18 protein-coding genes and 1 pseudogene are annotated in these 23,751 nt (G+C 58.1%); 14 read left to right on the top strand and 5 right to left on the bottom strand.

Going from position 1 to position 23,751, the window contains the following annotated elements:
• Positions 1-2: 2 nt before the first annotated feature.
• Positions 3-197 (top strand): annotated as a pseudogene (locus RUDLU_RS30735) (BspA family leucine-rich repeat surface protein); the annotation flags it as partial.
• Between the two features lie 3 nt (positions 198-200).
• Positions 201-3,494, top strand: coding sequence for a putative Ig domain-containing protein (locus tag RUDLU_RS30485; protein ID WP_281168794.1), 3,294 nt, complete (start codon positions 201-203; stop codon positions 3,492-3,494).
• A gap of 64 nt (positions 3,495-3,558) precedes the next feature.
• Here the strand turns inward: RUDLU_RS30485 and RUDLU_RS0125360 are convergent, their stop codons facing one another.
• A complete protein-coding gene (locus RUDLU_RS0125360) occupies positions 3,559-4,428 on the bottom strand; it encodes an AraC family transcriptional regulator (protein WP_019991261.1) in 870 nt (289 codons plus the stop codon).
• Between the two features lie 128 nt (positions 4,429-4,556).
• On the opposite strand from RUDLU_RS0125360, the gene fucP reads away from it, so the two are divergent.
• From fucP to RUDLU_RS0125305, 11 genes are all read left to right on the top strand, one after another.
• The gene (gene fucP, locus RUDLU_RS0125355) at positions 4,557-5,825 is read left to right on the top strand and encodes an L-fucose:H+ symporter permease (protein ID WP_044129701.1); all 1,269 of its coding nucleotides are present in this window, start codon (positions 4,557-4,559) and stop codon (positions 5,823-5,825) included.
• Positions 5,826-5,828: 3 nt separating this feature from the next.
• A complete protein-coding gene (locus RUDLU_RS0125350; RefSeq protein ID WP_019991259.1) occupies positions 5,829-6,551 on the top strand; it encodes a (Fe-S)-binding protein in 723 nt (240 codons plus the stop codon).
• A 153-nt stretch (positions 6,552-6,704) separates the two neighbouring features.
• Positions 6,705-8,108 carry a lactate utilization protein B gene (locus RUDLU_RS0125345; protein WP_019991258.1) on the top strand — a complete coding sequence of 468 codons (1,404 nt, stop codon included), beginning with the start codon at positions 6,705-6,707 and terminating at the stop codon, positions 8,106-8,108.
• Positions 8,101-8,691, top strand: coding sequence for a LutC/YkgG family protein (locus tag RUDLU_RS0125340; RefSeq protein ID WP_027303376.1), 591 nt, complete (start codon positions 8,101-8,103; stop codon positions 8,689-8,691). Before RUDLU_RS0125345 ends, RUDLU_RS0125340 begins: the two co-directional genes overlap by 8 nt.
• Positions 8,688-10,370 carry a UxaA family hydrolase gene (locus RUDLU_RS0125335; RefSeq protein ID WP_019991256.1) on the top strand — a complete coding sequence of 561 codons (1,683 nt, stop codon included), beginning with the start codon at positions 8,688-8,690 and terminating at the stop codon, positions 10,368-10,370. Before RUDLU_RS0125340 ends, RUDLU_RS0125335 begins: the two co-directional genes overlap by 4 nt.
• A gap of 108 nt (positions 10,371-10,478) precedes the next feature.
• Positions 10,479-11,837: an alpha-L-fucosidase gene (locus RUDLU_RS0125330; protein ID WP_019991255.1), complete on the top strand. Its 1,359-nt coding sequence runs from the start codon at positions 10,479-10,481 to the stop codon at positions 11,835-11,837.
• A 38-nt stretch (positions 11,838-11,875) separates the two neighbouring features.
• Positions 11,876-12,640 carry an SDR family NAD(P)-dependent oxidoreductase gene (locus tag RUDLU_RS0125325; RefSeq protein WP_019991254.1) on the top strand — a complete coding sequence of 255 codons (765 nt, stop codon included), beginning with the start codon at positions 11,876-11,878 and terminating at the stop codon, positions 12,638-12,640.
• Between the two features lie 5 nt (positions 12,641-12,645).
• Positions 12,646-13,518, top strand: coding sequence for a fumarylacetoacetate hydrolase family protein (locus RUDLU_RS0125320; RefSeq protein WP_019991253.1), 873 nt, complete (start codon positions 12,646-12,648; stop codon positions 13,516-13,518).
• Positions 13,519-13,586: 68 nt separating this feature from the next.
• Positions 13,587-14,588, top strand: a complete 1,002-nt coding sequence (gene fbp, locus RUDLU_RS0125315) for a class 1 fructose-bisphosphatase (protein WP_019991252.1) — start codon at positions 13,587-13,589, stop codon at positions 14,586-14,588.
• Between the two features lie 70 nt (positions 14,589-14,658).
• Positions 14,659-15,438 (top strand): L-fucose dehydrogenase, encoded by a 780-nt coding sequence (locus RUDLU_RS0125310; protein WP_019991251.1) that lies wholly within the window; start codon positions 14,659-14,661, stop codon positions 15,436-15,438.
• A 151-nt stretch (positions 15,439-15,589) separates the two neighbouring features.
• Positions 15,590-19,348, top strand: a complete 3,759-nt coding sequence (locus RUDLU_RS0125305) for a COG1470 family protein (RefSeq protein ID WP_044129700.1) — start codon at positions 15,590-15,592, stop codon at positions 19,346-19,348.
• Positions 19,349-19,668: 320 nt separating this feature from the next.
• Here the strand turns inward: RUDLU_RS0125305 and RUDLU_RS0125300 are convergent, their stop codons facing one another.
• The 4 genes from RUDLU_RS0125300 to RUDLU_RS0125285 form a co-directional block, all read right to left on the bottom strand.
• Positions 19,669-20,451: a hypothetical protein gene (locus tag RUDLU_RS0125300; RefSeq protein WP_019991249.1), complete on the bottom strand. Its 783-nt coding sequence runs from the start codon at positions 20,449-20,451 to the stop codon at positions 19,669-19,671.
• Positions 20,448-21,275 carry an SDR family NAD(P)-dependent oxidoreductase gene (locus RUDLU_RS0125295; protein ID WP_019991248.1) on the bottom strand — a complete coding sequence of 276 codons (828 nt, stop codon included), beginning with the start codon at positions 21,273-21,275 and terminating at the stop codon, positions 20,448-20,450. Before RUDLU_RS0125295 ends, RUDLU_RS0125300 begins: the two co-directional genes overlap by 4 nt.
• Positions 21,276-21,369: 94 nt before the next feature.
• Positions 21,370-21,978, bottom strand: coding sequence for a TetR/AcrR family transcriptional regulator (locus RUDLU_RS0125290; RefSeq protein WP_019991247.1), 609 nt, complete (start codon positions 21,976-21,978; stop codon positions 21,370-21,372).
• A 226-nt stretch (positions 21,979-22,204) separates the two neighbouring features.
• Positions 22,205-23,113, bottom strand: a complete 909-nt coding sequence (locus RUDLU_RS0125285; RefSeq protein WP_211220228.1) for a ClpXP adapter SpxH family protein — start codon at positions 23,111-23,113, stop codon at positions 22,205-22,207.
• 238 nt (positions 23,114-23,351) lie between these two features.
• Between RUDLU_RS0125285 and RUDLU_RS0125280 the strand changes: the two genes are divergently transcribed.
• Entirely contained in the window at positions 23,352-23,720 is a 369-nt protein-coding gene (locus RUDLU_RS0125280) for a winged helix-turn-helix transcriptional regulator (RefSeq protein WP_019991245.1), read from the top strand.
• The last annotated feature ends 31 nt before the right edge of the window (positions 23,721-23,751 follow it).

The raw sequence follows: 23,751 nt of genomic DNA, 5'->3' as shown, positions 1-23,751 counted from the left end.
ACATCAACTCGTGGAATACGGCCAACGTTACAGATATGAGTCAGATGTTTTTTGGAGCCAGTTCTTTCAATCAAAATATCAACTCGTGGAATACGGCCAACGTTACCTCTATGAGTGGGATGTTTAATGGAGCCAGTACTTTCAATCAATCGTTAGGGGATTGGGGAACCCGCCTGAATCCCACCGTTAATTTGTCTAGTATGCTGGATGGCTGTGGCATGAGCGTGGCCAGCTATGATGCCACCCTGACAGGCTTCAACTCTGGTACGGTCACAGGCAGGGATCTGGGGGCTGCGGGTCGGCAGTACTGTGCATCGGCGGCAGACCGGGCCAATCTGACAGGCGCCAAAGGCTGGATCATCACCGGGGATGCGAGTCTTGTGCCCAGCCTGGCCATCACCGCCAGCCCCTCGCTCACTATCACCGCCGGACAGACCGTTACGCTCACGGCGTCGGGCGCAGACTCCTACACCTGGACGGGTGGGGCTACGGGTGGCAGCCTCACGGCTTCGCCCGCCACTACCACCGTTTATTCGGTAACGGGCGCTAGCGCTGCCGGGTGCCGCAGCGAAACGATCGTAACAGTCACGTTAAACGCACCACCCGCGCCCACGTTGGCGGGCTTGGCACCCAAGGAGGCTACTGTCTGCGCAGGCAGTGTGACTACCTTCACCGCTATAGTAGGCAACGTGACAGGCACCTACAACTTTACGCTCACCAACGGCACAGAGCCAGTAAGCGACACAGCTACGGGGGCCGTCTTCAGCCGGACGATCACGGCAGCAGGGTCGGGTGAACAAAATTTCACCCTCACCATTGAGGCCAATGGAACGACCGTTGCGGCCACGACTACCCTCAACGTGGAAGCGCCACCCACCATTTCCCTATCGGCAGGGCCTTCGAGCACGCTTACCTGCGCCCAGACCAGTCTCACCCTGACGGCGTCGGGTGGCCCCGCTACTTACGTCTGGACAGGTGGCACCACGGGACCCCACAAACCCATCAACACGGCGGGCACCTACAGCGTCACGGCTACAACCGCCAACGGTTGCACAGCCACCGCATCAGCAACCATTAGCGAGGACAAAACCCCGCCCACGGTGAGCCTAGCTGCATCCGGTACGGTCACCTGCGCCAACCCCACTGTTACCCTGACGGCTTCACCGGCTGGACAAGGCACCTACCGATTCAGCGGCAACGGACTCAACCAGACCGGGGCAGGCAACACGGCCACAGTTTCGGCCGGGGGACTTTATTCCGTCACTCTCACGGGGGCCAATGGTTGCACGGCTGCTGCTACTACAACGGTTGAAAGTGCCACTAATGCCGTCAACGCCACCCTCGCTGCATCGGGCACAATCACCTGCAACAACCCTACTGTGACGCTCACGGGCTCGCCCGCTGGAGCGAGCTACCAATTCAGTGGGCCCGGCCTCAACCAAACAGGCACCACCAACACGGCTACTGTCTCCACGGCGGGCACGTACTCGGTGATTGTCACCGGCGTGGGCGGATGCTCAGCCCTGGCAACGGTCACTGTCACCGGCAGCACGGCCGCTCCGCTGGTCACCATCGTCCCCAGCCCAGCTTCCGCCGTGACTCAGGGACAGAGCGTCACCCTAACCGCCAGTGGGGGAGCCACCTACCGTTGGAATACGGGGGCCACCACCCCCACCATCCAGCCCCCTACGTCGGCCACCGGAGCCACCACCTTCTCCGTAACCGCCACCGGGACCAACGGCTGCTCGGCTACCGCCCACTTCACCCTTACCGTCCTCAACCCGCCCGTCTTCTGCGGGGCCGACCCCAGCTCCCTCGGCACGCCACTCACCCTGCTCGAACCTGCCTACAACTGCAACACCGGACAGATCCAGTTCCGCGTCAGCGGGGGCAACGGCACATCCATCACCTACGCGGCTGTCGGCATCACCGCCCCCACCACCTCCTGCTCGGCCACCGTCGACACCCAGCTCGCCCAGGACATCCGTAACCAGAGCCCCAACGTGGAGCCCTTCACCATCCTGGCCACCCAGAATGGCATCACCGTCGCCCTCCGCTGGGACGCCAGAGCCACCTGTGCCGGGGGCGGAGGCAACACCCCGCCCACCCTCGCCAATGCCGTCGGGCCCCAGTCGGCCACCCTCGGGGTGGGCTACAGCCTCAACGTGGGCTCGGTCTTTACCGACGCCCAGACGCCGGCGAGTCTGGTGCTTTCGGCCACCGGCCTGCCCGCCGGGCTGGCCCTCACCGGCAACACCCTCACCGGGACGCCCTCTCTGTCGGGCGTGAGCACCATCACCCTCACCGCCACCGACCCCGGCGGGCTCACCAACAGCACCAGTTTCCTACTCACCGTCAGCCCCGTAGCGAGCCAAACCACCACCCCACCACCCGCAGGCAGCGCCTTAGCCGCTACCCTGGTGAGCTACAACTGCCCCGCCGGGGCCATCACCTTCGGCTTTACCGGGGGCAACGGAGCTCCCGTTGAGTACTTGGCCATCGGGGTAACGGGCTGGACCACCAACCCCAGTCATGTGGTCGAAGCGGGCCTGCGGCTGGATCCCAAGCCTATCACCATCCGGGTGCGCCAGAACGGGGTGGAGGGCACGCCCTTCGTGTTCGACTTTGGCGCTTTCTGCGCGGGCAACCCCCAACCACCCACCAACACGGCCCCATCGGTATCCAATGCGGTGGGGCCCCAGTCGGCCACGGTGGGCGTGGGCTTCAGCCTCAACGTGGGCAACGTGTTTACCGACGCCCAGACACCGGCCGGCCTAGTGCTTTCGGCCTCGGGCCTGCCCGCCGGGCTGGCCCTGAACGGAGGCACCCTTTCGGGTACACCGTCGATGACGGGTGTGAGCACGGTCATCCTGACGGCCACCGATGCGGGCGGGCTAAGCAACAGCACGAGCTTTGTCTTGACGGTGAGTCCAGCGGGTAGCACGACCTCCACCCCGCCCGTGGGCGGGCCATTGGCCGCGACGGTGGTGAGTTACAATTGTCAAACCGGAGCTATTACGTTCGGGTCAACGGGCGGCAACGGCTCGGCGGTGGAGTACTTTGCCATCGGCATCACCGGCTGGACCACCAACGTCACCGGTATGATCGAGGCTGGTCTGCGGGCTGATCCCAAGCCGGTGACCATCCGGGTGCGGCAGAACGGGGTAGAGGGCACCCCGGTTGTGTTCGACTTTGGCGCTTTCTGTAGCCGACCGGCGCGGGTGGCCACGGAGACGGTATCTGAACTGGATGTGGTGGTGCTGGGCAACCCCTCTCCCGAAAGCTGGGTGGAGGTGCAGGTGGCCAACCCCGCCGGGGAGGCTCTGCAACTGCGGGTGATTTCGGCTCAAGGCCGGGCGGTGAGCCGTGTGTCGGTAGCGCCTACTACGCAGCCCATCCGGCAGCGGGTGCCGCTGGGTGACAATGCGGGCACCTACCTCGTGCAGGTCGCTACCCCCACCCGAACCAAAACCGTGAAGGTGATCAAACAGTAAATCCGGGTTATCTAGCCTATATGAAAACGGGTAGGGTCCTCAGGACCTTACCCGTTACTTTTTCCTATTTCTCAGCAACCAACCGACGGTACTCCGTGGGACTTTTGCCCGTGATTTGCCGGAAGTACTTATTGAAGCCTGAGAACTGGTTGAAACCGCTCTCGTAGCAAACCTGTGCTACACTCAGATTCCCCTCCATGAGTAGCTTACAGGCGTGTTGAATCCGCAGTTCGAGTAAAAACTGGCTGTACGACTTTCGGTTGCGGGATTTGAAATACCGGCAGAACGAGTTCGGGCTGATGTTGGCAACGGCGGCTATCTCGTCCAGACTGATTTTCCGCCCAAAATTAGCCAGACTGTAGGCGTAAATCTGGTTGATCCGGTCAGTGTCGGCATCATCGAAAACGGGCGAATAGCCGTTCCGGCACAAGACCTCCAGTTCGTCGGACTGGGCTAACAGGGCCAGAATTTGCAGCAACCGAATGAGTCGATCTATCCCCGCGCTGCCCGCCAAATGGCGAAGTCCCGCTACCACCTGATCGCGGCAATGCCCCTGCACCCGGAGCCCCTGCCGGGCTTTTTCGAGCAGACCACCCAGCAAACGGTTTTCGGGCAGCCCCATAAACACATCCCCCCAGAAATCGGGTCGGAAATGCACCACCGTTGCCTGAGCAAAGAGTCCCTCCTGTCGAGCAAAGTACACCTCGTCGCAGCGCCAGTAGTGCGGCAGATTGGCCCCCACCAGCAACACATCGCCGGGGCCGAAATGCTGAATACTATCGCCCACAAACTGCGTGCCGCTGCCCGACTCAATGTACACCAGCTCGATTTCGGGGTGGTAATGCCAGCGATTGTAGAAGTAAGGTGTCACATCCCGACGAACACTAAACGAGTTGTCGGCCAGCAGAGGCACTTTGAGTAGTTGGGGCTTCATCCACCAGATTGCCTGAATAAGCGTTTCGTTTGATCAAAAAATGCTAATTGAGTGGTAAAAGTAGCTAATCTGATAAAATTTGTTCGCGGGATTATCCTATTGTTTTGCATTACCTTTTTGTAAGCGCCATGCAGACCCAATCCCGATTTCCGTTTATTCTGATTACGGCTCTGTTTTTCCTGTGGGGATTTGCCCATAATCTGAACCCAATTCTGATTCCCCATTTGAAAAAAGCCTGTGAACTCACCGATTTGCAGTCGGCGCTGATCGATGCCGCCTTTTTTATTGGCTACTTCGTGACGGCCCTGCCCGCCGGGGCGTTCATGAAACGGTTTGGGTACAAACGGGGCATCATCACGGGGCTGCTGGTCTTCGCAGCCGGAGCGTATCTGTTTTATCCGGCCGCCGAAACCCGCCAGTACGAGCAGTTTCTGTTTGCCCTGTTTGTGATCGCCAGCGGGCTCACTTTCCTCGAAACGGCCGCTAATCCCTACGCCACCATGCTTGGCGACCCGGCCACCGCCACCCAACGGCTCAACCTGGCGCAATCGTTCAACGGACTGGCGGCAACCCTGGCCCCGCTGGCCGGGGGATTATTTATTCTGTCGGGCCGCACTATTTCTGAAGCCGACAAGACCCGTTTATCGCCCGACGCGTTCGATCAGTTACTGGCCGCGGAAGCCGAAACCGTACAGGTTCCCTATCTCATTATTGGCACGGTGGTTTTGCTGGTGGCCGGGATTGTGGCCTTTACCCAGCTACCGGAGATTAAAGAAGAAGCCACTACGGCAACGCAACCGGGCAAACGCTCGATCTGGCAGGAGCGCAATTTACTGCTTGGGGTACTCACGCAGTTTTTCTACGTCGGGGCGCAGGTATGCATCACGAGCTTTTTTATCCGTTTTGTAGGTCAGGCGGCCGACATCGACGAGAAAGCAGGAGCCTATTACCTGTCGGTGGCCCTGCTGGGCTTCATGCTGGGCCGGTTTGTGGGTACGTTTCTGATGCGCTACATCGCACCGCACCGGTTGCTGGCTCTCTATGCGGTCATTAACGTCGGCTTGCTTGTGCTCGCTGTTTTTGTGGGGGGCATCGCATCGGTGTATGCGCTCATTGGGGTAGGATTCTTTATGTCGATCATGTTCCCGACCATCTTTGCCCTGAGCATTGCCGGGCTGGGCGAACAAACTAAGCTGGGGTCGTCGCTGCTGATTATGGCCATTGCGGGCGGGGCCCTGTTTCCGCTAATTATGGGGCAGGTTTCTGATCTGACTAATATCCGGCTGGCATATCTCATTCCGGCCGCCTGTTTTCTGGTGGTTTTGTATTTCGGGCTGACCACCTCGGCCAAACACACGGTCGGGGCGGGTGAGTCTCTCCAACCCGTAGCTCACTAAGCCATGCGTGTAGCTTTGTTTGTTCCGTGTTATGTCGATCAGTTTTACCCGCAGGTTGCCATCGCCATGCTTCGGTTGCTCCAACAACTTGGGTGCACAGTCGAGGTTCCGACCGGGCAAACCTGCTGCGGTCAGCCGATGGCCAACGCCGGTTTCAACGACCTGAGCAACCCCTGCTTCGGTCAGTTCAACCGGGCGTTTAGGGGTCAGAAAATCGTGGTCGTGCCGTCGGGCTCGTGTGTGCTGCACCTGAAAGAACACAACCCGGGCTTTGATGGAGAGATTTACGAGCTCTGCGAATTTCTGACCGATGTGCTGGGGGTAACGTCCCTGCCGGGTGGGTCTCCGTCGCAACGGGGTACCGTCCGGGTAGGGCTGCATCAGAGTTGCCACGGGCAACGGGGCCTGCGCCTAGCGGCCATGTCGGAACGTAACGAACCCTCCTTTTCCAAGCCCGAAACCCTGCTGCGCATGGTTGAGGGTGTCGAGCTGGTTCAGCTGAGCCGGGCTGACGAGTGCTGCGGATTCGGGGGTACATTCTGCGTAACCGAAGAGGCCGTGTCTGTAAAGATGGGGAAAGACCGGGTGGCCGACCATACTCGGGCCGGTGCCGACGTCATCACCGGAACCGATATGTCGTGCCTGATGCACCTGGAGGGGATTCTCCGGCGGCAGGGGGCGGCCATTCAGGTCAAACACATTGCCGAAGTGTTGTACGGGCGCTAACCGGCAACGAGTTGATTAACTGTCTATTCTTGAATTTGACACAGTAGGTGAATGAACCATGTAAAATGCATACCGAATAATTGCGTTACCTGCTGACAATCAGCTCTTTCATTTTACATTGTTCATTGTTCATTTAATTCAGTCTGACCCATTATGTCGAACGTTGTCGATCATGCAACCGGGGCCCGGCAGTTTGTGGCCGATGAAGCCCGCACCGACTGGCACGATCAGACCCTCTGGTTTGTCCGCCAGAAACGGGACCGTATTGCCCACAGCCTGCCCGAATGGGAAACCCTGCGGCAATGGGCCTCGCAAATTAAAGATCACGCCCTCTCGAACCTGAGCACCTACCTCGAACAACTCGAAGCCAACGCGCAGGCCAACGGAATTCAGGTGCACTGGGCCGCCAACGCCGACGAGCACAACCGAATTGTGGAGCAGATTGTGCGGCAATCGGCCAAGCCGGGCGGGGTGCGGGTGGTCAAAAGCAAGTCGATGCTTACGGAAGAGTGTCACCTCAACGACTACCTCATTCGGAATGGGATTCTGGTGGTCGATACAGACCTAGGCGAGCGGATAGTGCAGCTTCGGCAAGAGGCCCCGAGTCACATTGTGTTGCCCGCTATTCACCTGAAAAAGACGGATGTGAGTCAGACATTTGCCAGGCACCTCGGCACCGACCCGGCCAACTCCGACCCGCAATACCTGACCGAAGCCGCCCGCCAACACCTGCGCGAGGAGTTTCTGGAAGCGACCGTAGCCATTACCGGCGTCAACTTCGCCGTGGCCGAAACCGGTGCGCTGGTAGTGTGTACCAACGAAGGCAACGCCGATCTGGGCGTACACCTCGCCGACGTCCACATTGCGTGCATGGGTATCGAGAAGGTGATTCCGCGGCAAGATCACCTCGGCGTGTTTCTGCGGTTGCTGGCCCGGTCGGCAACGGGGCAACCCATTACCACCTATTCGAGCCATTTTGTACGGCCCCGGCGGCTACCCAATGGCAAACGGCAGGCTATGCATTTGATTCTGGTCGACAATGGGCGGAGCACCCAACTCGGCCGGCCCGATTTCCGAAACTCGCTCAAGTGTATTCGGTGCGGGGCCTGTTTCAACACCTGCCCCGTGTACCGGCGCAGTGGCGGGCATAGCTACCACAATGCGGTGGCCGGGCCAATCGGGTCGATTCTGGCCCCAAACCTCGACATGAAAAAGAACGCCGATCTGCCCTTTGCCTCCACGCTCTGCGGCAGTTGTGCCAACGTGTGCCCGGTCAAGATCGACATCGACAAGCAGCTTTGGCTATGGCGGCAGGAACTCACCCGGCAGGGCATGGCCCCGGTTTCCAAAACGCTCGCCATGCGCCTGATGAGCACCGTGCTCAGCTCACCCGCTTTATACAGGTGGTCGGGAAAAATTGGCCGCCGGTTAATGCGCTGGTTCCCGGCCCTTGTCAACAACCGGCTTAACCCGTGGTACCGGGGCCGGGAAATGCCGCAGCCACCCCAGCAAAGTTTTGGAGAATGGTATCATCAACAGTCGAAAACGCATGAATAGCCGAGAACGTATATTGTCTACCGTTAGGAAAAGTGAGCCAAATCCGGTTGCCCTACCGCTGGTAACGCCCCCCGACCCGGTGGGCCCACTTGTCGAGACCTTTTGCCAGAGTGTCGAACGGATTGGTGGGCAGGTGATTCGGGTAAATGACCCTACCCGGATTGCCGCTTATGTGCGCGAAACCTTCGTACCGGACGTGGATTGGGTGAGCGCCGTAGATGGGCTGCCGGGTACCCTGAAGCTTGACGAAACCCTCGAACGGGGCCACACCCTGGCCGGGGTGGAGCTGGCTATTTGCGAAGGGCATCTGGGCGTGGCTGAAAACGGGGCCATTTGGGTCACCGACGACTCACTGCCGCACCGCGCCCTGCCGTTTTTGTGCCAATACCTCGGTCTGTTCATTGCCGAGTCGGCGCTGGTGGCGACTATGCACGATGCCTACCGACTGCTCGACGGGCGTTCGTTTGATTACGGCGTGTTTATCGCTGGCCCCTCCAAAACCGCCGACATTGAGCAGTCGCTGGTAATTGGCGCGCATGGCCCCCGCAGCTTAACTGTTTTTCTTCTTGCCGATTTGCTATGACACACCTTGCCGCCGACGTGCGCACCTACCTGCACATTCACCCGACCGACACGGTTCTGGTGGCCCTTCAGGATCTCCCCGCCGGATACCGGATTATTCATCAGGGCGAGGTCCTGGTATTGCCTTACCCTGTTTCGGCCAAACATAAACTGACGACCGTACCCCTCTCCGTGGGCGACCCGGTGCAGATGTATGGCGTACGTGTTGGCCGTGCCACACAACCGGTGGCCCTCGGCGAACCCCTCACGACCTTCAATCTCAAACATGAGGCCGACCCGTACAGCCTGAACAGGCGGCAACACTACGAGTGGCAACCGCCCGAGGTTTCGGCATTTTCATCGCTCACGTTCGATGGATATCACCGGGCCGATGGGTCGGTAGGTACACGCAACTACTGGCTGGTGGTCCCGCTGGTGTTCTGCGAAAATCGTAACATCCGCATTATGCAGGAGGCTTTTGAGCAGGAACTGGGCTACGGACAACCCCAAACGTATCGGCAGCAGGTTCGCAAGCTGGTTGATCGGTACCGGCAAACGGGCCATTACGAATCGGTAACGGCCGGGTCGATTGACCAAACGGTCGAAACCCTCGGGACCGATACCGCCGGGCGGCTTTTTCCAAATCTGGACGGCATCCGGTTTCTGACCCACGACATGGGTTGCGGGGGCACTAACACCGACGCCGACCGCCTGTGCGCTTTGCTGGCCGGGTATCTGGTTCACCCCAACGTGGCCGGGGCAACGGTGCTGAGTCTGGGCTGCCAGAAATCGCAGATCGACACGCTCTGGAGCGAAATTCGAAAGCGGCAACCGGCCTACGACCGGCCTGTGCTATACTTCGATCAGCAAACCTACGGCACCGAAGCCGCCCTGCTCGCCGACGCCATCGACCAAACCTTTGCCGGGCTCGTCGAAACTAACCGAAACGAGCGTCGGCCGGCCCCGCTTCACAAGCTGAGCGTGGGTCTTAAATGCGGAGGCTCCGACGGCTTTTCGGGCATTTCGGCCAACCCGGCTCTCGGTCACGCGTCTGACCTCCTTGTGCAGTTGGGAGCCACGACCTTGCTGGCCGAGTTTCCCGAACTCTGCGGAGTCGAACAGGAGCTGATCGACCGGTGCGAGCGCGAAGCCGATGCCGCCCGGTTTGTCGAGCTGATGGAAAACTACGCCCGCCGGGCGGCTGCGGTGGGGGCACATTTCGACATGAACCCCTCGGTTGGAAATATCAAAGACGGCCTCATCACCGACGCTATCAAATCGGCCGGAGCCGCCCGCAAAGCTGGTCATGCGCCTGTGGCCGGGGTGCTCGACTACACCGAACAGCCCGCCCGGCCGGGCCTGCACCTGCTTTGCACGCCCGGCAACGATGTGCTGGCCACTACGGGCATGGCGGCATCGGGGGCCACGCTGATTGTGTTTACCACCGGGCTCGGTACACCTACCGGCAACCCCGTAGCCCCGACCGTCAAAGTCTCGACCAATACGCGACTCGCCCACCGGATGCCCGACATTATCGACTTCGACGCGGGGGCAGTGGTCAACGGTACCGAGACCATCGCCCAAAACGGGGAACAGATGCTCAAACACCTGATTGAGGTGGCCTCAGGGCGAGTGCTTACCAAAGCCGAACAGCTCGGCCAAACCGATTTTATCCCGTGGCAACAGGATGTGAACCTGTAGGGAGTTTACAGTTTTTGGTTTGTCGTTTTTTGCCGAAACAACCCTTACCCCAAACCACTGACTAACAACATTTTATACCAAAGAAAGCCATCCATTTTTCAGGTAGACATGAAAAAACTTTTTTTACTTCTGCTAATCGGCCTGAGCCTAACTTCGGCTCAGGCGCAACAAACAGCCAATAAACCCGAGCGTGAGCAGTGGTTTATGGACCTCGGTTTCGGCATGTTTATTCACTGGAGCCTCGATTCGCAGGTGGGGGCCGTGATTAGCCATTCGATGGCCGGGGCTTCCGAAGATTATCTGAATCGCTTCACAACAGAGCTTCCCGCGACATTCAACCCGAAAAAGTTTGACCCCGAAGAGTGGGCGACCCTCGCCCGGCTCGCGGGCATGAAATACGTGGTGTTCACGGCCAAACACCATGCAGGTTTCTGCATGTGGCCCACCAAAACGACGCCCTTTAGTGTGGGTAGTAGCTCGTCGGCGGACCGCCCCTTCAAGCGCGACATCGTTCGCGAAGTGCTCGACGCCTTCCGCAAACAGGGGATTGCCGTGGGCCTGTACTTCTCTCCCGAGGATTTTAATTATCTGTACGAACATAAAATTCCCATCGGGCGGTTGCAGCACCCGCAGCATTTTCCGGCCAACAACCCTGGTCTGATGGCCCTCGACAAAGCCCAGTTGAAAGAGCTGCTGACCAACTACGGCCCAATCGACATTCTGTTTTTCGACGGACCGGCCGAGGGCCTGAAAGAGTACGCCTGGCAGTTGCAACCCAACGTGGTCGTAACGCGGGGGCAAATGAACACGCCTGAGCAGAAAATACCCGACAAGCCGCTGCCCGGCCCCTGGGAGTCGTGCTACACCATGGGCACCGACTGGCAGTACAAACCCACCAACGACCCGCACAAAACCGGCACCGAGATTATCAATATGCTCATCGAAACCCGGGCCAAGGGCGGCAACCTGCTGCTAAACGTAGGCCCCAAGCCCAACGGCGAAATCCAGATTGAGCAGGAGGCCCTCTTGCGGGAAGTAGCCTTGTGGAACCTCGTCAACGGCGAGAGCATCCACGGCGTGCGGTCGTGGGACGTTACCCGCGAGGGGCCGATCTGGTTTGTGAAAAGCACCCGCGAAAATGCGGTCTACGCTTTCGTGCCGGGCGGTACAGAATGGAAGTACGGCGACCGGAAAGAGTTTGTGTTCAAAACCCTCGAAGGCTCTGCCCAAACCAAAGTGAGCGTGGTAGGATACGACAGTAAGCTGGTCGAGTACCGCGAAGGTTTTGATGCGTCGATCAACTGGCAGGCCACACCCCTGGGCTTGGTCATCAGCGCCGTAAACGGGCACCGACTGTACACCAACAACAAATGGCCGAACCCCGTGGTGCTTAAAATCACCAACGCCCGGTATAAACCCCTTGAACTGGCTGGCGAGAAACGAAGCAAGCTGGACGGAGCGCACTGAGGAGAATGACTGAATGAGTGATTGGACGCTGACAGAAGATGTTTAAACTAACCGATAAAAGTGCCGTGATTACGGGCGGAGGCAGCGGAATTGGGGCGGCTATTTCGCGCTTGTTTGCGCAACAGGGAGCCACCGTTCACCTGCTCGACTTTGACACCGACACGGCCAACCAAACCGCCGATGCGATCCGGGCCGAGGGCGGAAACGCCTTCGTACATGCCTGCGATGTGGCCAACGCCCGGCAGGTACACCATACGATCGGCAAAATTCGCCGGATCGACGTGCTGGTCAATAACGCCGGCATTGCCCACGTCGGGAAACTGCACCAAACGACCGAGGCCGACTTCGACCGGGTGGTGTCGGTCAACGTGAAAGGCGTGTACAACTGCCTGTCGGCGGTGGTGCAGCTCATGCAGGCGCAGGGGGGCGGGGTTATCCTCAACCTGTCGTCCATTGCCGCCCTGGTGGGAATTCCTGACCGGTTTGCCTACTCCATGAGCAAGGGGGCTGTGCAGGCCATGACCCTCTCGGTAGCCCGCGATTACCTGGCCGATCACATCCGCTGCAACTGCATCAGCCCGGCGCGGGTACACACACCTTTTGTCGATGGGTTCCTGGCCCGAAACTACCCCGGCCGCGAACCCGAAATGTTTGAGAAATTGGCCCAAAGTCAGCCGATTGGCCGCATGGGCAAACCCGACGAAGTAGCCGCCCTGGCCCTGTACCTGTGCTCCGACGAAGCCGCCTTTATCACCGGCTGCGATTACCCCATCGACGGCGGATTTGTCCGTCTAAACAACTAAGCATTATGAAACTGCTACGTTTTGGCCCCGCCGGGAACGAGAAACCCGGCCTGGAACTGGGCGGAAAATTTTACGACGCATCGGCCCTGGTGCGCGACTACGACGAGGCTTTCTTTGCCGAAGATGGCCTGGTCCGGTTGCGCAATCACATCAACAGCATTCCGCAACAGCTTGAAAATCTGCTGCCCCGCATCCCTGAGGGCGCACGGCTGGGGGCACCGGTGGCGCGACCCTCCAAAATTGTGTGCATCGGGCTGAACTACGAAGACCACGCCCGCGAAACCGGCGCGGCCATCCCAACCGAGCCGGTCATTTTTCTGAAAGCCAGCACGGCCCTCGTTGGCCCAAATGACGACATCGAGATCCCGCGCGGCTCCACCAAAACTGACTGGGAAGTCGAACTGGCGGTGGTGATCGGTCGGCGGGCGCGGTACGTGACTGAGGCCAACGCCATGCAGTATGTGGCGGGGTATTGCCTGCACAACGACGTGTCGGAGCGGGCGTTTCAGCTGGAGCGCGGGGGCACCTGGGACAAGGGTAAAGGCTGCGACACGTTTGCGCCGATGGGCCCTTACCTGGTCACGCCCGACGAAATTGACGACGTGAACAACCTCCGGCTGTGGCTCACCGTGAACGGCCAAACCCGGCAGGATGGCAACACCCGCACCCTCATTTTTGGCATCCCGCACCTGATTGCGTATGTGAGTCAGTTCATGACCCTCCTGCCCGGCGACATTATCTCGACCGGCACCCCGCCGGGTGTTGGCTTGGGCATGAATCCGCCCACCTACCTCCAACCCGGCGATGTGGTGGAGCTGGGCATTGATGGGCTGGGCAGGGCACGGCAGACCGTACGGGCCTTTACCGAAGAAGATTAGTTCAAAATAGGTTAGTTGGATAGCCTTCGTCGGCTTGAGCGGAGGCTATCTTTTTTCACGACACACGTATGCGCACAGACGAACATCCGCTTGCCCTACCCGTTGGCATTACGCTCGACCGGTTTATCATGCAAAATCAGGCCGCGTTTCCGCACGCGTCGGGCGAGCTTTCGCAACTTCTGCGCGACATTGCGCTGGCGGCCAAAGTGGTGAACCGCGAAATAAACCGGGCGGGTCTGATCGACATTACGGGGGCTTTCGGCACCGCCAACGTGCAGGGCGAGAGCCAGCAAAAACTCGATGTGGTGGCCGATATCCGGTTTATCCGCGCCCTGACCAACGGGGGCGAAGTTGCCGCCATTGTGTCGGAAGAGCGCGACGCCATCATTCAGACCGGTAACCGACAGGCGCATTACGTGGTCGCCATCGACCCGCTCGACGGTTCTTCGAACATCGACGTAAACGTGTCCATCGGCACTATTTTCTCTATTTACCGGCGGGTCTCGCCCACAGGCACCGAGCCCACCGAAGCCGACTTTTTGCAGGGTGGCCGACGGCAGGTAGCTGCCGGGTATGTGTTGTACGGCTCCTCGACCATGCTGGTGTATGCCACCGGGCATGGCGTCAACGGATTCACGTACGACCAATCGCTCGGCGAGTTTTTTCTGTCGCACGCCCTCATGCAGATTCCACAGCAGGGCCGCATTTACTCGTGCAACGAAGGCAACCGGCGGCTGTTTCCGGCCGGTGTGCAGCAATACCTCGACTATTGCCACGAGCAGCAGTACGCGGGTCGGTACATTGGCTCACTCGTGGGCGATTTCCATCGAAACCTGCTCAAGGGCGGCATTTACCTGTACCCACCCACTACTGTTTTACCCGTGGGCAAACTGCGGCTTTTGTACGAGTGCTACCCCCTCGCCTACCTCATGGAACAGGCCGGTGGGCAAGCCATCGACGGAGCCCTTGATATTCTGGATATTCCGCCACAATCCATTCATCAGCGCAGCCCGCTTTACCTCGGCTCCACGGCGATGATTGATGGGCTACTCTCATTTTTCGTTCAATAAAAAAGGTTGGAGCAACCGAAAGCCACATGCGATTGCGTGCTGGCTTTCTTTTTTTCTAACCAAATCAGACATGGATTTACAACTTACCGACAAGGTTATTCTCGTAACAGGCGGAGCCAAAGGCATTGGCGAAGGCATCTGCCGGGTGCTCGCGGCCGAAGGAGCCATTCCGGTTATCATCGGTCGTAACGAGGCCGACAACCGGGCCGCCGTCGCTACACTCGAAGCCGCCGGTGGCCGAGCTTTCGCCATTCAGGCCGAACTCACCCAACCCGACCACTGCGCCCGGGCTGTGCAGGAAGCCGTTGCCGCCTTTGGGCGAATTGACGGACTGGTGAACAATGCTGGCGTGAACGATGGCGTAGGTCTCGAACACGGGAGCTACACCGCCTTTATCGACTCGCTGCACAAAAACTTAGTACATTATTACCTGATGGCGCAACACGCCCTCCCCTACCTCAAGGCAAGCGGGGGGAGCATTGTGAACATTGGCTCCAAAACAGCCGAGACGGGTCAGGGCAATACCTCGGCTTATGCCGCGGCCAATGGCGGACGCAACGCGCTCACCCGCGAGTGGGCCGTGGAACTACTGCCGTACCGCATTCGGGTGAACGCCCTGATTGTGGCCGAATGTTTCACGCCCCTGTACGCCCATTGGATAGAGACGTTCCCCGATCCGGCGGCCAAACTCGCGGCCATCACCGCTAAAATTCCGCTCGAAAATCGGATGACTACCGCCGACGAAATTGGGCAGATGGTCGCGTTTCTGCTGTCGGCCAAATCGAGCCACACAACCGGGCAGCTGTTCCACGTCGACGGGGGGTACGTTCATCTCGACCGGGCCATCTGAAACCGGCGGCCCAAACGCGTTTTTTCACATAAAACCCCGCCAGAAGCCAACAATGAGACATAGAGAACAGGAATTGACCAACTGAGACAAGCCCAAAAGGAGCCGTACAACTTGCTTTGTACAGAATCTCACGTGCATCAATCTGTCTTCTATGCTCCCACGCTTACTCCTTTTCTTCTCATTGTTTTGGCTGGCGGGGTTACCCCTCCGGGCCCAAACCAATCTGGTTACTGACCCCGGTTTTGAGGGCATCACGGCTGGCACCAGCAGCTACACCACCAACCTGAGCGGCACTGTTTCGGGGACAGCGGTACAGGGACGGTGGCAGCTCACGTTCGTGACCGGAACGTGCAGTACCACTACCCTCTGTTCGGGTCCCACAACGGGTTGCTCAAGCGGTAGCTCGGTCATTACCACCACCGACCGCAACTCAGGCAACCAGTCGCTGTACATGCGCATCACGAAGCACACCAACCGTAACGACATCAAGCTGTATCAGGTATTGTCGCAACCGGTGGCGGCTGGCAGTTACGAGGTGAGCTTTTTCATGAAGTCGGACGGCGTATCGCTCGTGACGCTAAACGTGTTTAAATCAACGGCTGCGGCCACCGCCAACGGGGGCGAAACGTCGGGGACGGTCACCGGCACGGCCTCCTCGTTTTCGTCGACCACCGGCTGGCGGAAGTACCGGGCCGTAGTCGACCTGTCGGGCTGGACCGAGGCCGAGCGCACAGGTATGCGGATATCGGTGCGGCCCAATACCGGCACCGGCACTACCGGAGCCTCATTGCCGCAGGGTCCCTGCCCCAAGCAGTTCTGGTTCGATGATTTTTCCATGCGCCCGGCCTCAACGGTGGGAACCCTGGAGGATTTACGTCTGACAGCCATTCAGGTGGCCCGCGAACGGCAGGAGTTAGCCGCCAACGCGGGCTTCACCGACGAAGCCAACGCCCTGCAGGCCGACATCAATACCCTGACAGCCACCACCGTACCGTTGGTACCCGATAAAGGAATTGGTTTTTTCCCCGCGCCAATCCACACGTCAGCCGCCACGAACCCGTTTATTCAGGCCATGAACAGTTGGGCCGGTACGTACCTGGGGCAGGCGTTCCCGCCATCGCAATCCGGCTTACCCCCGCTCACAACCACCAAATCCACCTCTGCTTCGATGGTGTTTCCGGGTGGGCGCGGGCTCGCCCCTATCATTCGGGAGACCGGTGCCACCGCCGAAAGCCTGTACTGGCTGCTGGTATCTCCCCTGAGTGAGTACCGGTACAACCCCGATCTGTTTTACCGTTTCCTGCATATTCTGTATGCCTCAGCCGACGACTACAATACGCACGGCGCCAGCGGTGAAATCGACGAAGTGCCCGGAGCCACCACAAGCGGCCTGAACGACTGGTTTGCGTCGCCTACGTTTGCGTACAGCTGGCGCATGGCCGACTATTCCTTTGCCGACTATATCCCCACCACCTTTAAAAACCGTATGCGCAATGCCTCCGACATCATGGGCGGCATTTATTTCACCATTGCCCAAACGGGGCTGGCCGGTGGCACCTACGTGAACCGCGACGTGTCGTATGCCGAAGTGCTGGCCCAGACCGGTTTGCACCGAAACCGCACCGACTGGACCAACTTTGCCCGGACCATCGTGACTTCGCTCAACACCCAGTGCATCTACCCGGACGGAGCATACAGCTACATTCGCGAACAAAACGAAGTGGCCAATTACCACGGCGGCACCACCACCTCGCTGGCCAAGATCCATGCCGTGCTCGACGTACCCGAGGCCCTGACGGCTATCTCAAAAACGGCCAACTATGAGCTAATCAGCGTCGAACCAACTGAGGTGCCCGAGTTTTTTACGGCCCCATCGTGGAAAACACAATGGAACGGCCAATCGGGCTTTTCGGGGGAGCCGCTCGTTTTTGTGACGGGCAACCCCTACCTGAAAGGCCAACTCGACCAGTTCAGGGCATTGTTTGGTACGGGCTACAACTCGGTATTCCGCAAGCAGCTTCCGAGCCCTCTCAACGTATCCTTTTACCGGAACGACATCACCGCAAAACCCCTACCCGATAACTACGTCGTGTACGACCGTAATATTCAGGGACCACGCGCCCGCTACGGCCGTTTCTCGTACGCGATTTCGGGCCGCGATGTGGATGCGAGTGAAGTCGTCGGGACAACCTCGCCCGGTGGCTTACCCGGTATGCAAACGTTTGTGGGCGCGATGACGACCCAGGCAGGCCGCCAGACGGTCAACGGCGTAAACCGCGACGAACTGAATGCGGCTCTGATGGCGGTACATTCAAAGGTTCACGTTCGGACCTCAGCTAACCAGGAATGGCGCGACTGGGTGTACACATCCACCCGCATCAAGCCCAAGACAACCGTGACGAAAACAGCTACGGCTTTCTCGGCGTCGGGCGGGCTGCAACGGCAAAACGTGGGGCCCACCACCTTCGATAGCGACTGGGGTACGTTTCAGCAGTGGATTACCCTACCCGACCGGATAATCGGCGTGGTCGAAACGTTTCCGAAGAATGGCAACCCGGCCCAGGCCCTTGAGATTGACGGGCGGGTGCGGTTTACCTACGGGCGGGGCGAACTGCAAAATCCCAAAAGCATTACGGTGCTGGAAGCGAACAAACGGTATGCGTACGGCAACCTGCAAACCATTGTCCACGACCACGATTTCACCCAAATCAGCACCGGAACGGCCGGTATCCTGCGCGATGATTTCCCGACGGCCGAAGAGATCATTTTCCGATATAACCTCTCCGACGGCACGAACCTGTACACGTACGCCGGCGACACGCGCAAGTATTTCGTGATTGAAATTCGGCAGAACGGAGCCGTGGGCGATGCCACGGTCAGCCGGGTTTCGAATGGCGATCTGAAAGGACTGATAGTGCAGCTCAACGGGCAGTCGTACCGGGCATTCCGTAACCTCGGCAACGCCCAGATCACCCTCGATGTGAGCACCTCGCTTACGGCCGGCACCATCCACAAGCTGTACTACTCACGCACCGACAATGAGCCCCAAACCCCGCAGACATTCACGGCCGTACCGGGCGCACCGGCCAATCTGGTTCTGCCCGCCAACGAACAGGTTTTTCTGGTTTCGGGAGGGCGAGGTGAGCCCCTGAGTGACGGATTCGCCAATTTCAACACCCTGCTCAATGCTATGGATGCTCCGCCGGGCGCGCAGTTGCTGGCTTCCAACAACGGGGTACTACCCTGCAACAACCCCTTGCTGACGCTCGCGGTGAGTACCAGTGCCGCTACGGGTCCACTCACCTACAACTTTTCGGGACCGGGCATTGTGAGCACATCGGGCAGTTCGGCGACAGTCAACGCTGTCGGCGTGTACTCGGTGACCGTAACCAACACGAGCAACGGCCTCAGCAGCACGGCGAGCCTGAATATCAATCTGGCAGGTAATACGGCCTTTGAGAGCCCGCCCACCCCATCGTCGACCACAGCGCGGGCGGGTAGTGCGCTGAACGTAAGCTATGCTACCGACCCCACCGGGTGCCCGTTTGATCTCGTGACCCCTTTCACGGTCGAGCTAACGGGGGCGCAATCGGCCACGGTAGCCAGCCTGACAAGCAATACCACGGGTCTGCGGTTTGCGGTACCGGCCGGTTTGCCGCCCGGCACATATGCGGTGCGGGTTCGGTACGGGTCTGACGTTTTGAGCCAACCGTTTACCCTGACCGTAACGGCAGCGGAGGTGTTTCGAATTGTGGCAACCAAAACCCAGATCTGCGAAGGGCAAACCGTACGACTTACCGCCTTGGGGTGTACCGGCACTGTACGTTGGAGCACCGGTCAGGAAGGGCCATTTATCGACGTATCTCCAGCCAGTACAACGACTATCACCGCGGCTTGTCAGGAGAATTGACAGATCGTATTGGCGTAAGTGTTTAGGTTCTTAGGTTTAGGGTAGGTAATGCAAACAGGCTGTGAACGAGGTTTTCACAGCCTGTTTTGTTAACGTGAATTATGCATAATGGCTGACGCTTGGGCCTTCGACAGGCTCAGGCTGACTATAAACTTGAGAGCCGCCAGTCAGCCTGAGCCTGTCGAAGGCCCAAGCGTCAGCAATCATTTGTTAAACAGCTGGTTGTAATACAATTATCGATAATTCACGTTTGGTTAGAAAGAGGAGGGGGCCCTGACCCGTGCTCCGGGGCGACATGAGCCCCTTGAGTCCAGTCCCTATTAGCCCAGAGACGCCCACAGATGGGCCAGCGGTTTGCCCATCAACGCCTGAACCAAAACGCCCACCGTCACAAGTGCATACAGCAACGCTATAAGTATCACCTGCCACAGGTCTTTGAGCAGGTAGTGAGCCAGTAACGGGATTATCTGAAGAGCGTGCATCCCCAGAAAGTGGGCAATCCGCAAATCGCCATGATTTCGGCTCCAGTTTAGCACCGGAAGGCCCGCCCCGCCATCGGCCCCGCCCACCGAATGGGCCATGCGACTACCCATCATCAAACCCTGCAACGAAAACAGTACAAACCACACCAGCCCAAACCGGATGGCCCACAAATAACCCGGTGACAAGGGCGTAAGTCCTTCGCCAAAGAAGCGCGTCGTCAGATACGCTGTCCAGATTGAGACCCCAATGGCCGCAAGGGCCATTCCGACCCACATGTAGGCGTAAAACGGGGTTGACGTATTAAAATGCGAGGCCTGCCCCCGACTCGCCTGCACGGTGATGTACACCAGTTCCAGACTTAACAAAACGGTTACGCTCCACGAAAACCAGGTGAGCGAATGCGTCTGCGGCAGGTATGCGCTATACCAACCCACCGTCCAGGAAAAGATGGCCACCGACAGGTAAAACTTAACCGGTTTGTACCAGACGTTTGCCCCGTATACTTCCGTTCGGCTGAAGGCCGTCAGCACTAAGCAAACGACAGCCCCGGCGAGGCACAACCACCCAAACCCCCAAAGAAGCTCATTACGAACCCGCAATGTTTCCAGAAAATACCTCATAGCCCGACCGTTGCAACGCGTTGATGTTGGGTCATGCCTCCCATAACCTGCTCCATGATGCGCACTTTGATCGAACGCGGCACCAACTGCAGACTGTACACCAGCAATTTGGTCAGCCACCCCGGCAACACCGTCGTCTGCCGACCCAGGGCCTTCAGAATTGGTACGCCCACCTGTTCGGGCTCCAGAGCCATGTCCATCCGCATATTGGCACGGCTCCCAAACCCACTCCGAACCGGGCCCGGCGCTGCGGCCAACACATCGACCCCGGCCGGTTTCAGTTCGCGGCTGAGCCCTTCCGCCAGGGTTTGCACATACGCTTTGGTAGCCGCATAATGAGCCGCAAAGGGTACCCCCTGAAAAGCCACCATGGATGATAACAGAATGAGCCCACCCCTACCCTGTCCGGCAAACCGACGCCCAAACTCATGGGTCAACCGCAACAAGGCTTCGCAATTCACGCGCAACATGTCAACTTCGTCCTCCAGGTCGGCGTCGACCAGTTGCCCCGACGTACCGAAGCCCGCTGACGCCACCAGCAGCCCCACTCCGAGCGACTCCGTGGCTTTGACGAGCGCGGCTACACCAGCCGGCCCGGCCAGATCGGCCAGCACAAGCCGAACCTCGGTTTGATAGGTTTGCTGCAGTTCGCTGGCAACCTCAGCCAGCACTGCTTCGCGCCGGGCCACCAGCACCAGCCCAAAACCCGCACTCGCCAGCTGTTTGGCCAGCTCCCGACCGATACCCGACGAGGCTCCGGTTACCACTGCCCACGAACCGTACCGGTTTCGCAGACGCTTTTTTTCGTTTTCTGATAGTGTCATTTCTACGGTTTATTTCAGGAATATGACAAGATTACAGACTACTATTTGAACTGCGATTTAAATTTGAACATTGTTCATTAATTGGGCAAAAAATTTAGAGCTTGTCCAGTAGCCGTAAGAATTCGGCCAATCCTTCGCCAACGGGGTTGCTTAATTCGGTGACCGACGCCCGCTTCATGATGGACAGTGAGCAAATACCATGCACTGCACCCCAGATCAAATACGCCAGCGCGACGGGTTGATGTCCGCCGAAATGCCCGGCATCCACGCATGCCTGAACCATGTTCCGCAAAAAATTGAACGTGCTCTGCCCTTCATGCCATTTGCCATCAGGAGCACACTCGACGTGATCGATGGGGTCGGCAACGCTAAACATAAGCTGGTACATATGGGGATTCTCGACAGCAAACTGCACATACACATGCCCGGAGGCCTTCAGCCGCTCCATCGGATCCGCCACATACGTCAGAATCTGAAACCGGCTTCGTAGGTCCGAGAACCCCTGCGTATGTAGGGCATGCAGAATTGCACTCTTGTCTTTGAAATAGACATAGACTGTCCCTACACTGTACTCGGCCGCGTCGGCAATGTTACGGATGGTTACGTTATCCACTCCTTTTTCGGCAAACAGCCGCATGGCTGCAGCCAAAATGTGGTTGCGTAATTCTTCCTTTTCTTTTGCTTTGCGTTCGGCGACTCCCATGTTCTATCATTACGTTGCAAAGCTAAACTTAAATTTTGAACATTGTTCAAAATTTAAGAGAAAAGTTATCTGCATCTGAGTTGCCCGGTTTATCAATCCATAAAAAACCGGAAGGCTCAACGGACTAAATTACATCCGCTGAGCCTTCCGGCCCGGATACAACACACCTTCAACCCGTACACGAACAACTGAACCTTTACCAAAGCATCGGTCATGATAGGTCGGCTTACTTTTTGGTCCAGATCGAGCCGTTTTTGGTGGTCAGTTTTTCCAGATACCCCTGCGCGGTCAGTTCGTCCAGTTGTGCTTCGGCTGTAGCTCTCGGTGTACCCGATAGTTCGCCGTACTCTTTGGCCGTCAGTGAACGATAAACCGAAAAGAGCGATTGCGGGTCTTTACCGTATTCCTTTTTGGTGGCGTTTCCGTGCAGTTTCAACACGGCCACCTCATAAAACGAGTAAGGTTTGGTTCCATATACCACCTCGCCATTGCCCTGGTTATTGGCAAAAAACAGCGTCGGGAAGCCCCGAACCCCCATCGACCTGGCCAGTTTCAGGTCGTCTTCGAAGGCAGTTTTGGCCTTACCATCGACATCGGCTTTAAGCTGATCAACATTCAACCCCACCTTGCGGGCGGCAAGAGCCATGTTTTCCCATTTTGCGATGTTCTTTTTCTTCAGGAAAACCAGTTCCCGAAGCTCGCGCAAAAACAGCACCGCCTTTGCTTTGTCCTGCATCTGAGCCGCTTTGAACGCAATGGAAGGCGGATACGATGACGCGAGCGGGTCTTCAAGCCAAACATCACCATCAATAGGCATATCGTAGTGCACGCTCACTTCATCCCAGTGATGGGCCACGTCGGAGGGCTTGCTGATACCCCCGCTATTGTAGCTCCAGTCGGGCAGTAAGCCGCCCATCCGGTATTCGATTTCGACACTGTTGCCGTATTCGAGTTTCAACTTTCGCAGTTGTGGTTCAATGCCCCAGCACGATGAGCAGATGGGGTCGGTGAAGTAAAGTACCTTTATGGGTTTATCGGCGGTTTGTACCGAAACGGTGGTGCCGGTGGTGCTATCTGGGATGGCGCAGATGCCCTCGGCCGGGTCGCACAAGAGTGGATTTTTAAGTTCTTCCATTTTTCTCGTTGTCTGAGCTCCGCAGCCTACGCTGCCAAGCATGGTCAGGATGGTTAATACAAATTTGTAAATCATGGTCGGTTGCCGATCCAGTGCCGTTTGGCGGGTGAATGACAGAACAAAACTACCGAGCTAATGCTGTACATTTGCTATGCGTTTCCTTTTAGAAAGTAGTTTCCTCGAAGAAACTACATTTACCCATTTATCAGATAATCAACTGATTAACCAACAACAGACTATGAAAAAGAAGGCACAGGTAAACGACACGCCCGTATGTCAGGTTCGGATGCAGGCCATTGGCGATGCGATGAGCGTACTGTCGGGCAAATGGAAATTTCAGATCTTGGGTACGCTCATTGAGGGCAACAAGCTCGGTTTTATGGATTTGCTCCGGGAGGTTCGGGGGATCGGCACCAAAATGCTCTCAAAAGAGCTCCAGGACTTGGAAATGAATCAGTTAGTCAGCCGAACGGTAATGAACACCAAGCCCATCACGGTGGAATACAGCATCACCGAGCACGGCAAAACGCTGGCCCCGCTTATTCTGGAACTGGCCAGTTGGGGTATCGCCTACCGGAAATCGGTGTATAGTCAGCGCGAGGAATAAGCCGGCCTTTGCCCGAAGCCGTCACCTCGTT

This window comes from Rudanella lutea DSM 19387 (assembly GCF_000383955.1).
GTDB lineage: Bacteria > Bacteroidota > Bacteroidia > Cytophagales > Spirosomataceae > Rudanella > Rudanella lutea.
Note: the sequence above shows the minus strand (reverse complement) of the source record. Positions and strands in the feature narration are given on the sequence as shown.

What these genes read in the sequence shown, in the direction of transcription:
- RUDLU_RS0125330 (WP_019991255.1), top strand. Translation starts at nt 10,479, where the DNA reads ATGAAAAAACTTTTTTTACTTCTGCTAATCGGCCTGAGCCTAACTTCG.
- RUDLU_RS0125345 (WP_019991258.1), top strand. Translation starts at nt 6,705, where the DNA reads ATGTCGAACGTTGTCGATCATGCAACCGGGGCCCGGCAGTTTGTGGCC.
- RUDLU_RS0125325 (WP_019991254.1), top strand. Translation starts at nt 11,876, where the DNA reads ATGTTTAAACTAACCGATAAAAGTGCCGTGATTACGGGCGGAGGCAGC.
- RUDLU_RS0125335 (WP_019991256.1), top strand. Translation starts at nt 8,688, where the DNA reads ATGACACACCTTGCCGCCGACGTGCGCACCTACCTGCACATTCACCCG.
- RUDLU_RS0125340 (WP_027303376.1), top strand. Translation starts at nt 8,101, where the DNA reads ATGAATAGCCGAGAACGTATATTGTCTACCGTTAGGAAAAGTGAGCCA.
- fucP (WP_044129701.1), top strand. Translation starts at nt 4,557, where the DNA reads ATGCAGACCCAATCCCGATTTCCGTTTATTCTGATTACGGCTCTGTTT.
- RUDLU_RS0125305 (WP_044129700.1), top strand. Translation starts at nt 15,590, where the DNA reads ATGCTCCCACGCTTACTCCTTTTCTTCTCATTGTTTTGGCTGGCGGGG.
- RUDLU_RS0125295 (WP_019991248.1), bottom strand. Translation starts at nt 21,275, where the DNA reads ATGACACTATCAGAAAACGAAAAAAAGCGTCTGCGAAACCGGTACGGT.
- RUDLU_RS0125360 (WP_019991261.1), bottom strand. Translation starts at nt 4,428, where the DNA reads ATGAAGCCCCAACTACTCAAAGTGCCTCTGCTGGCCGACAACTCGTTT.
- RUDLU_RS0125290 (WP_019991247.1), bottom strand. Translation starts at nt 21,978, where the DNA reads ATGGGAGTCGCCGAACGCAAAGCAAAAGAAAAGGAAGAATTACGCAAC.
- RUDLU_RS0125285 (WP_211220228.1), bottom strand. Translation starts at nt 23,113, where the DNA reads ATGGAAGAACTTAAAAATCCACTCTTGTGCGACCCGGCCGAGGGCATC.
- RUDLU_RS30485 (WP_281168794.1), top strand. Translation starts at nt 201, where the DNA reads ATGCTGGATGGCTGTGGCATGAGCGTGGCCAGCTATGATGCCACCCTG.
- RUDLU_RS0125310 (WP_019991251.1), top strand. Translation starts at nt 14,659, where the DNA reads ATGGATTTACAACTTACCGACAAGGTTATTCTCGTAACAGGCGGAGCC.
- RUDLU_RS0125300 (WP_019991249.1), bottom strand. Translation starts at nt 20,451, where the DNA reads ATGAGGTATTTTCTGGAAACATTGCGGGTTCGTAATGAGCTTCTTTGG.
- RUDLU_RS0125350 (WP_019991259.1), top strand. Translation starts at nt 5,829, where the DNA reads ATGCGTGTAGCTTTGTTTGTTCCGTGTTATGTCGATCAGTTTTACCCG.
- RUDLU_RS0125320 (WP_019991253.1), top strand. Translation starts at nt 12,646, where the DNA reads ATGAAACTGCTACGTTTTGGCCCCGCCGGGAACGAGAAACCCGGCCTG.
- RUDLU_RS0125280 (WP_019991245.1), top strand. Translation starts at nt 23,352, where the DNA reads ATGAAAAAGAAGGCACAGGTAAACGACACGCCCGTATGTCAGGTTCGG.
- fbp (WP_019991252.1), top strand. Translation starts at nt 13,587, where the DNA reads ATGCGCACAGACGAACATCCGCTTGCCCTACCCGTTGGCATTACGCTC.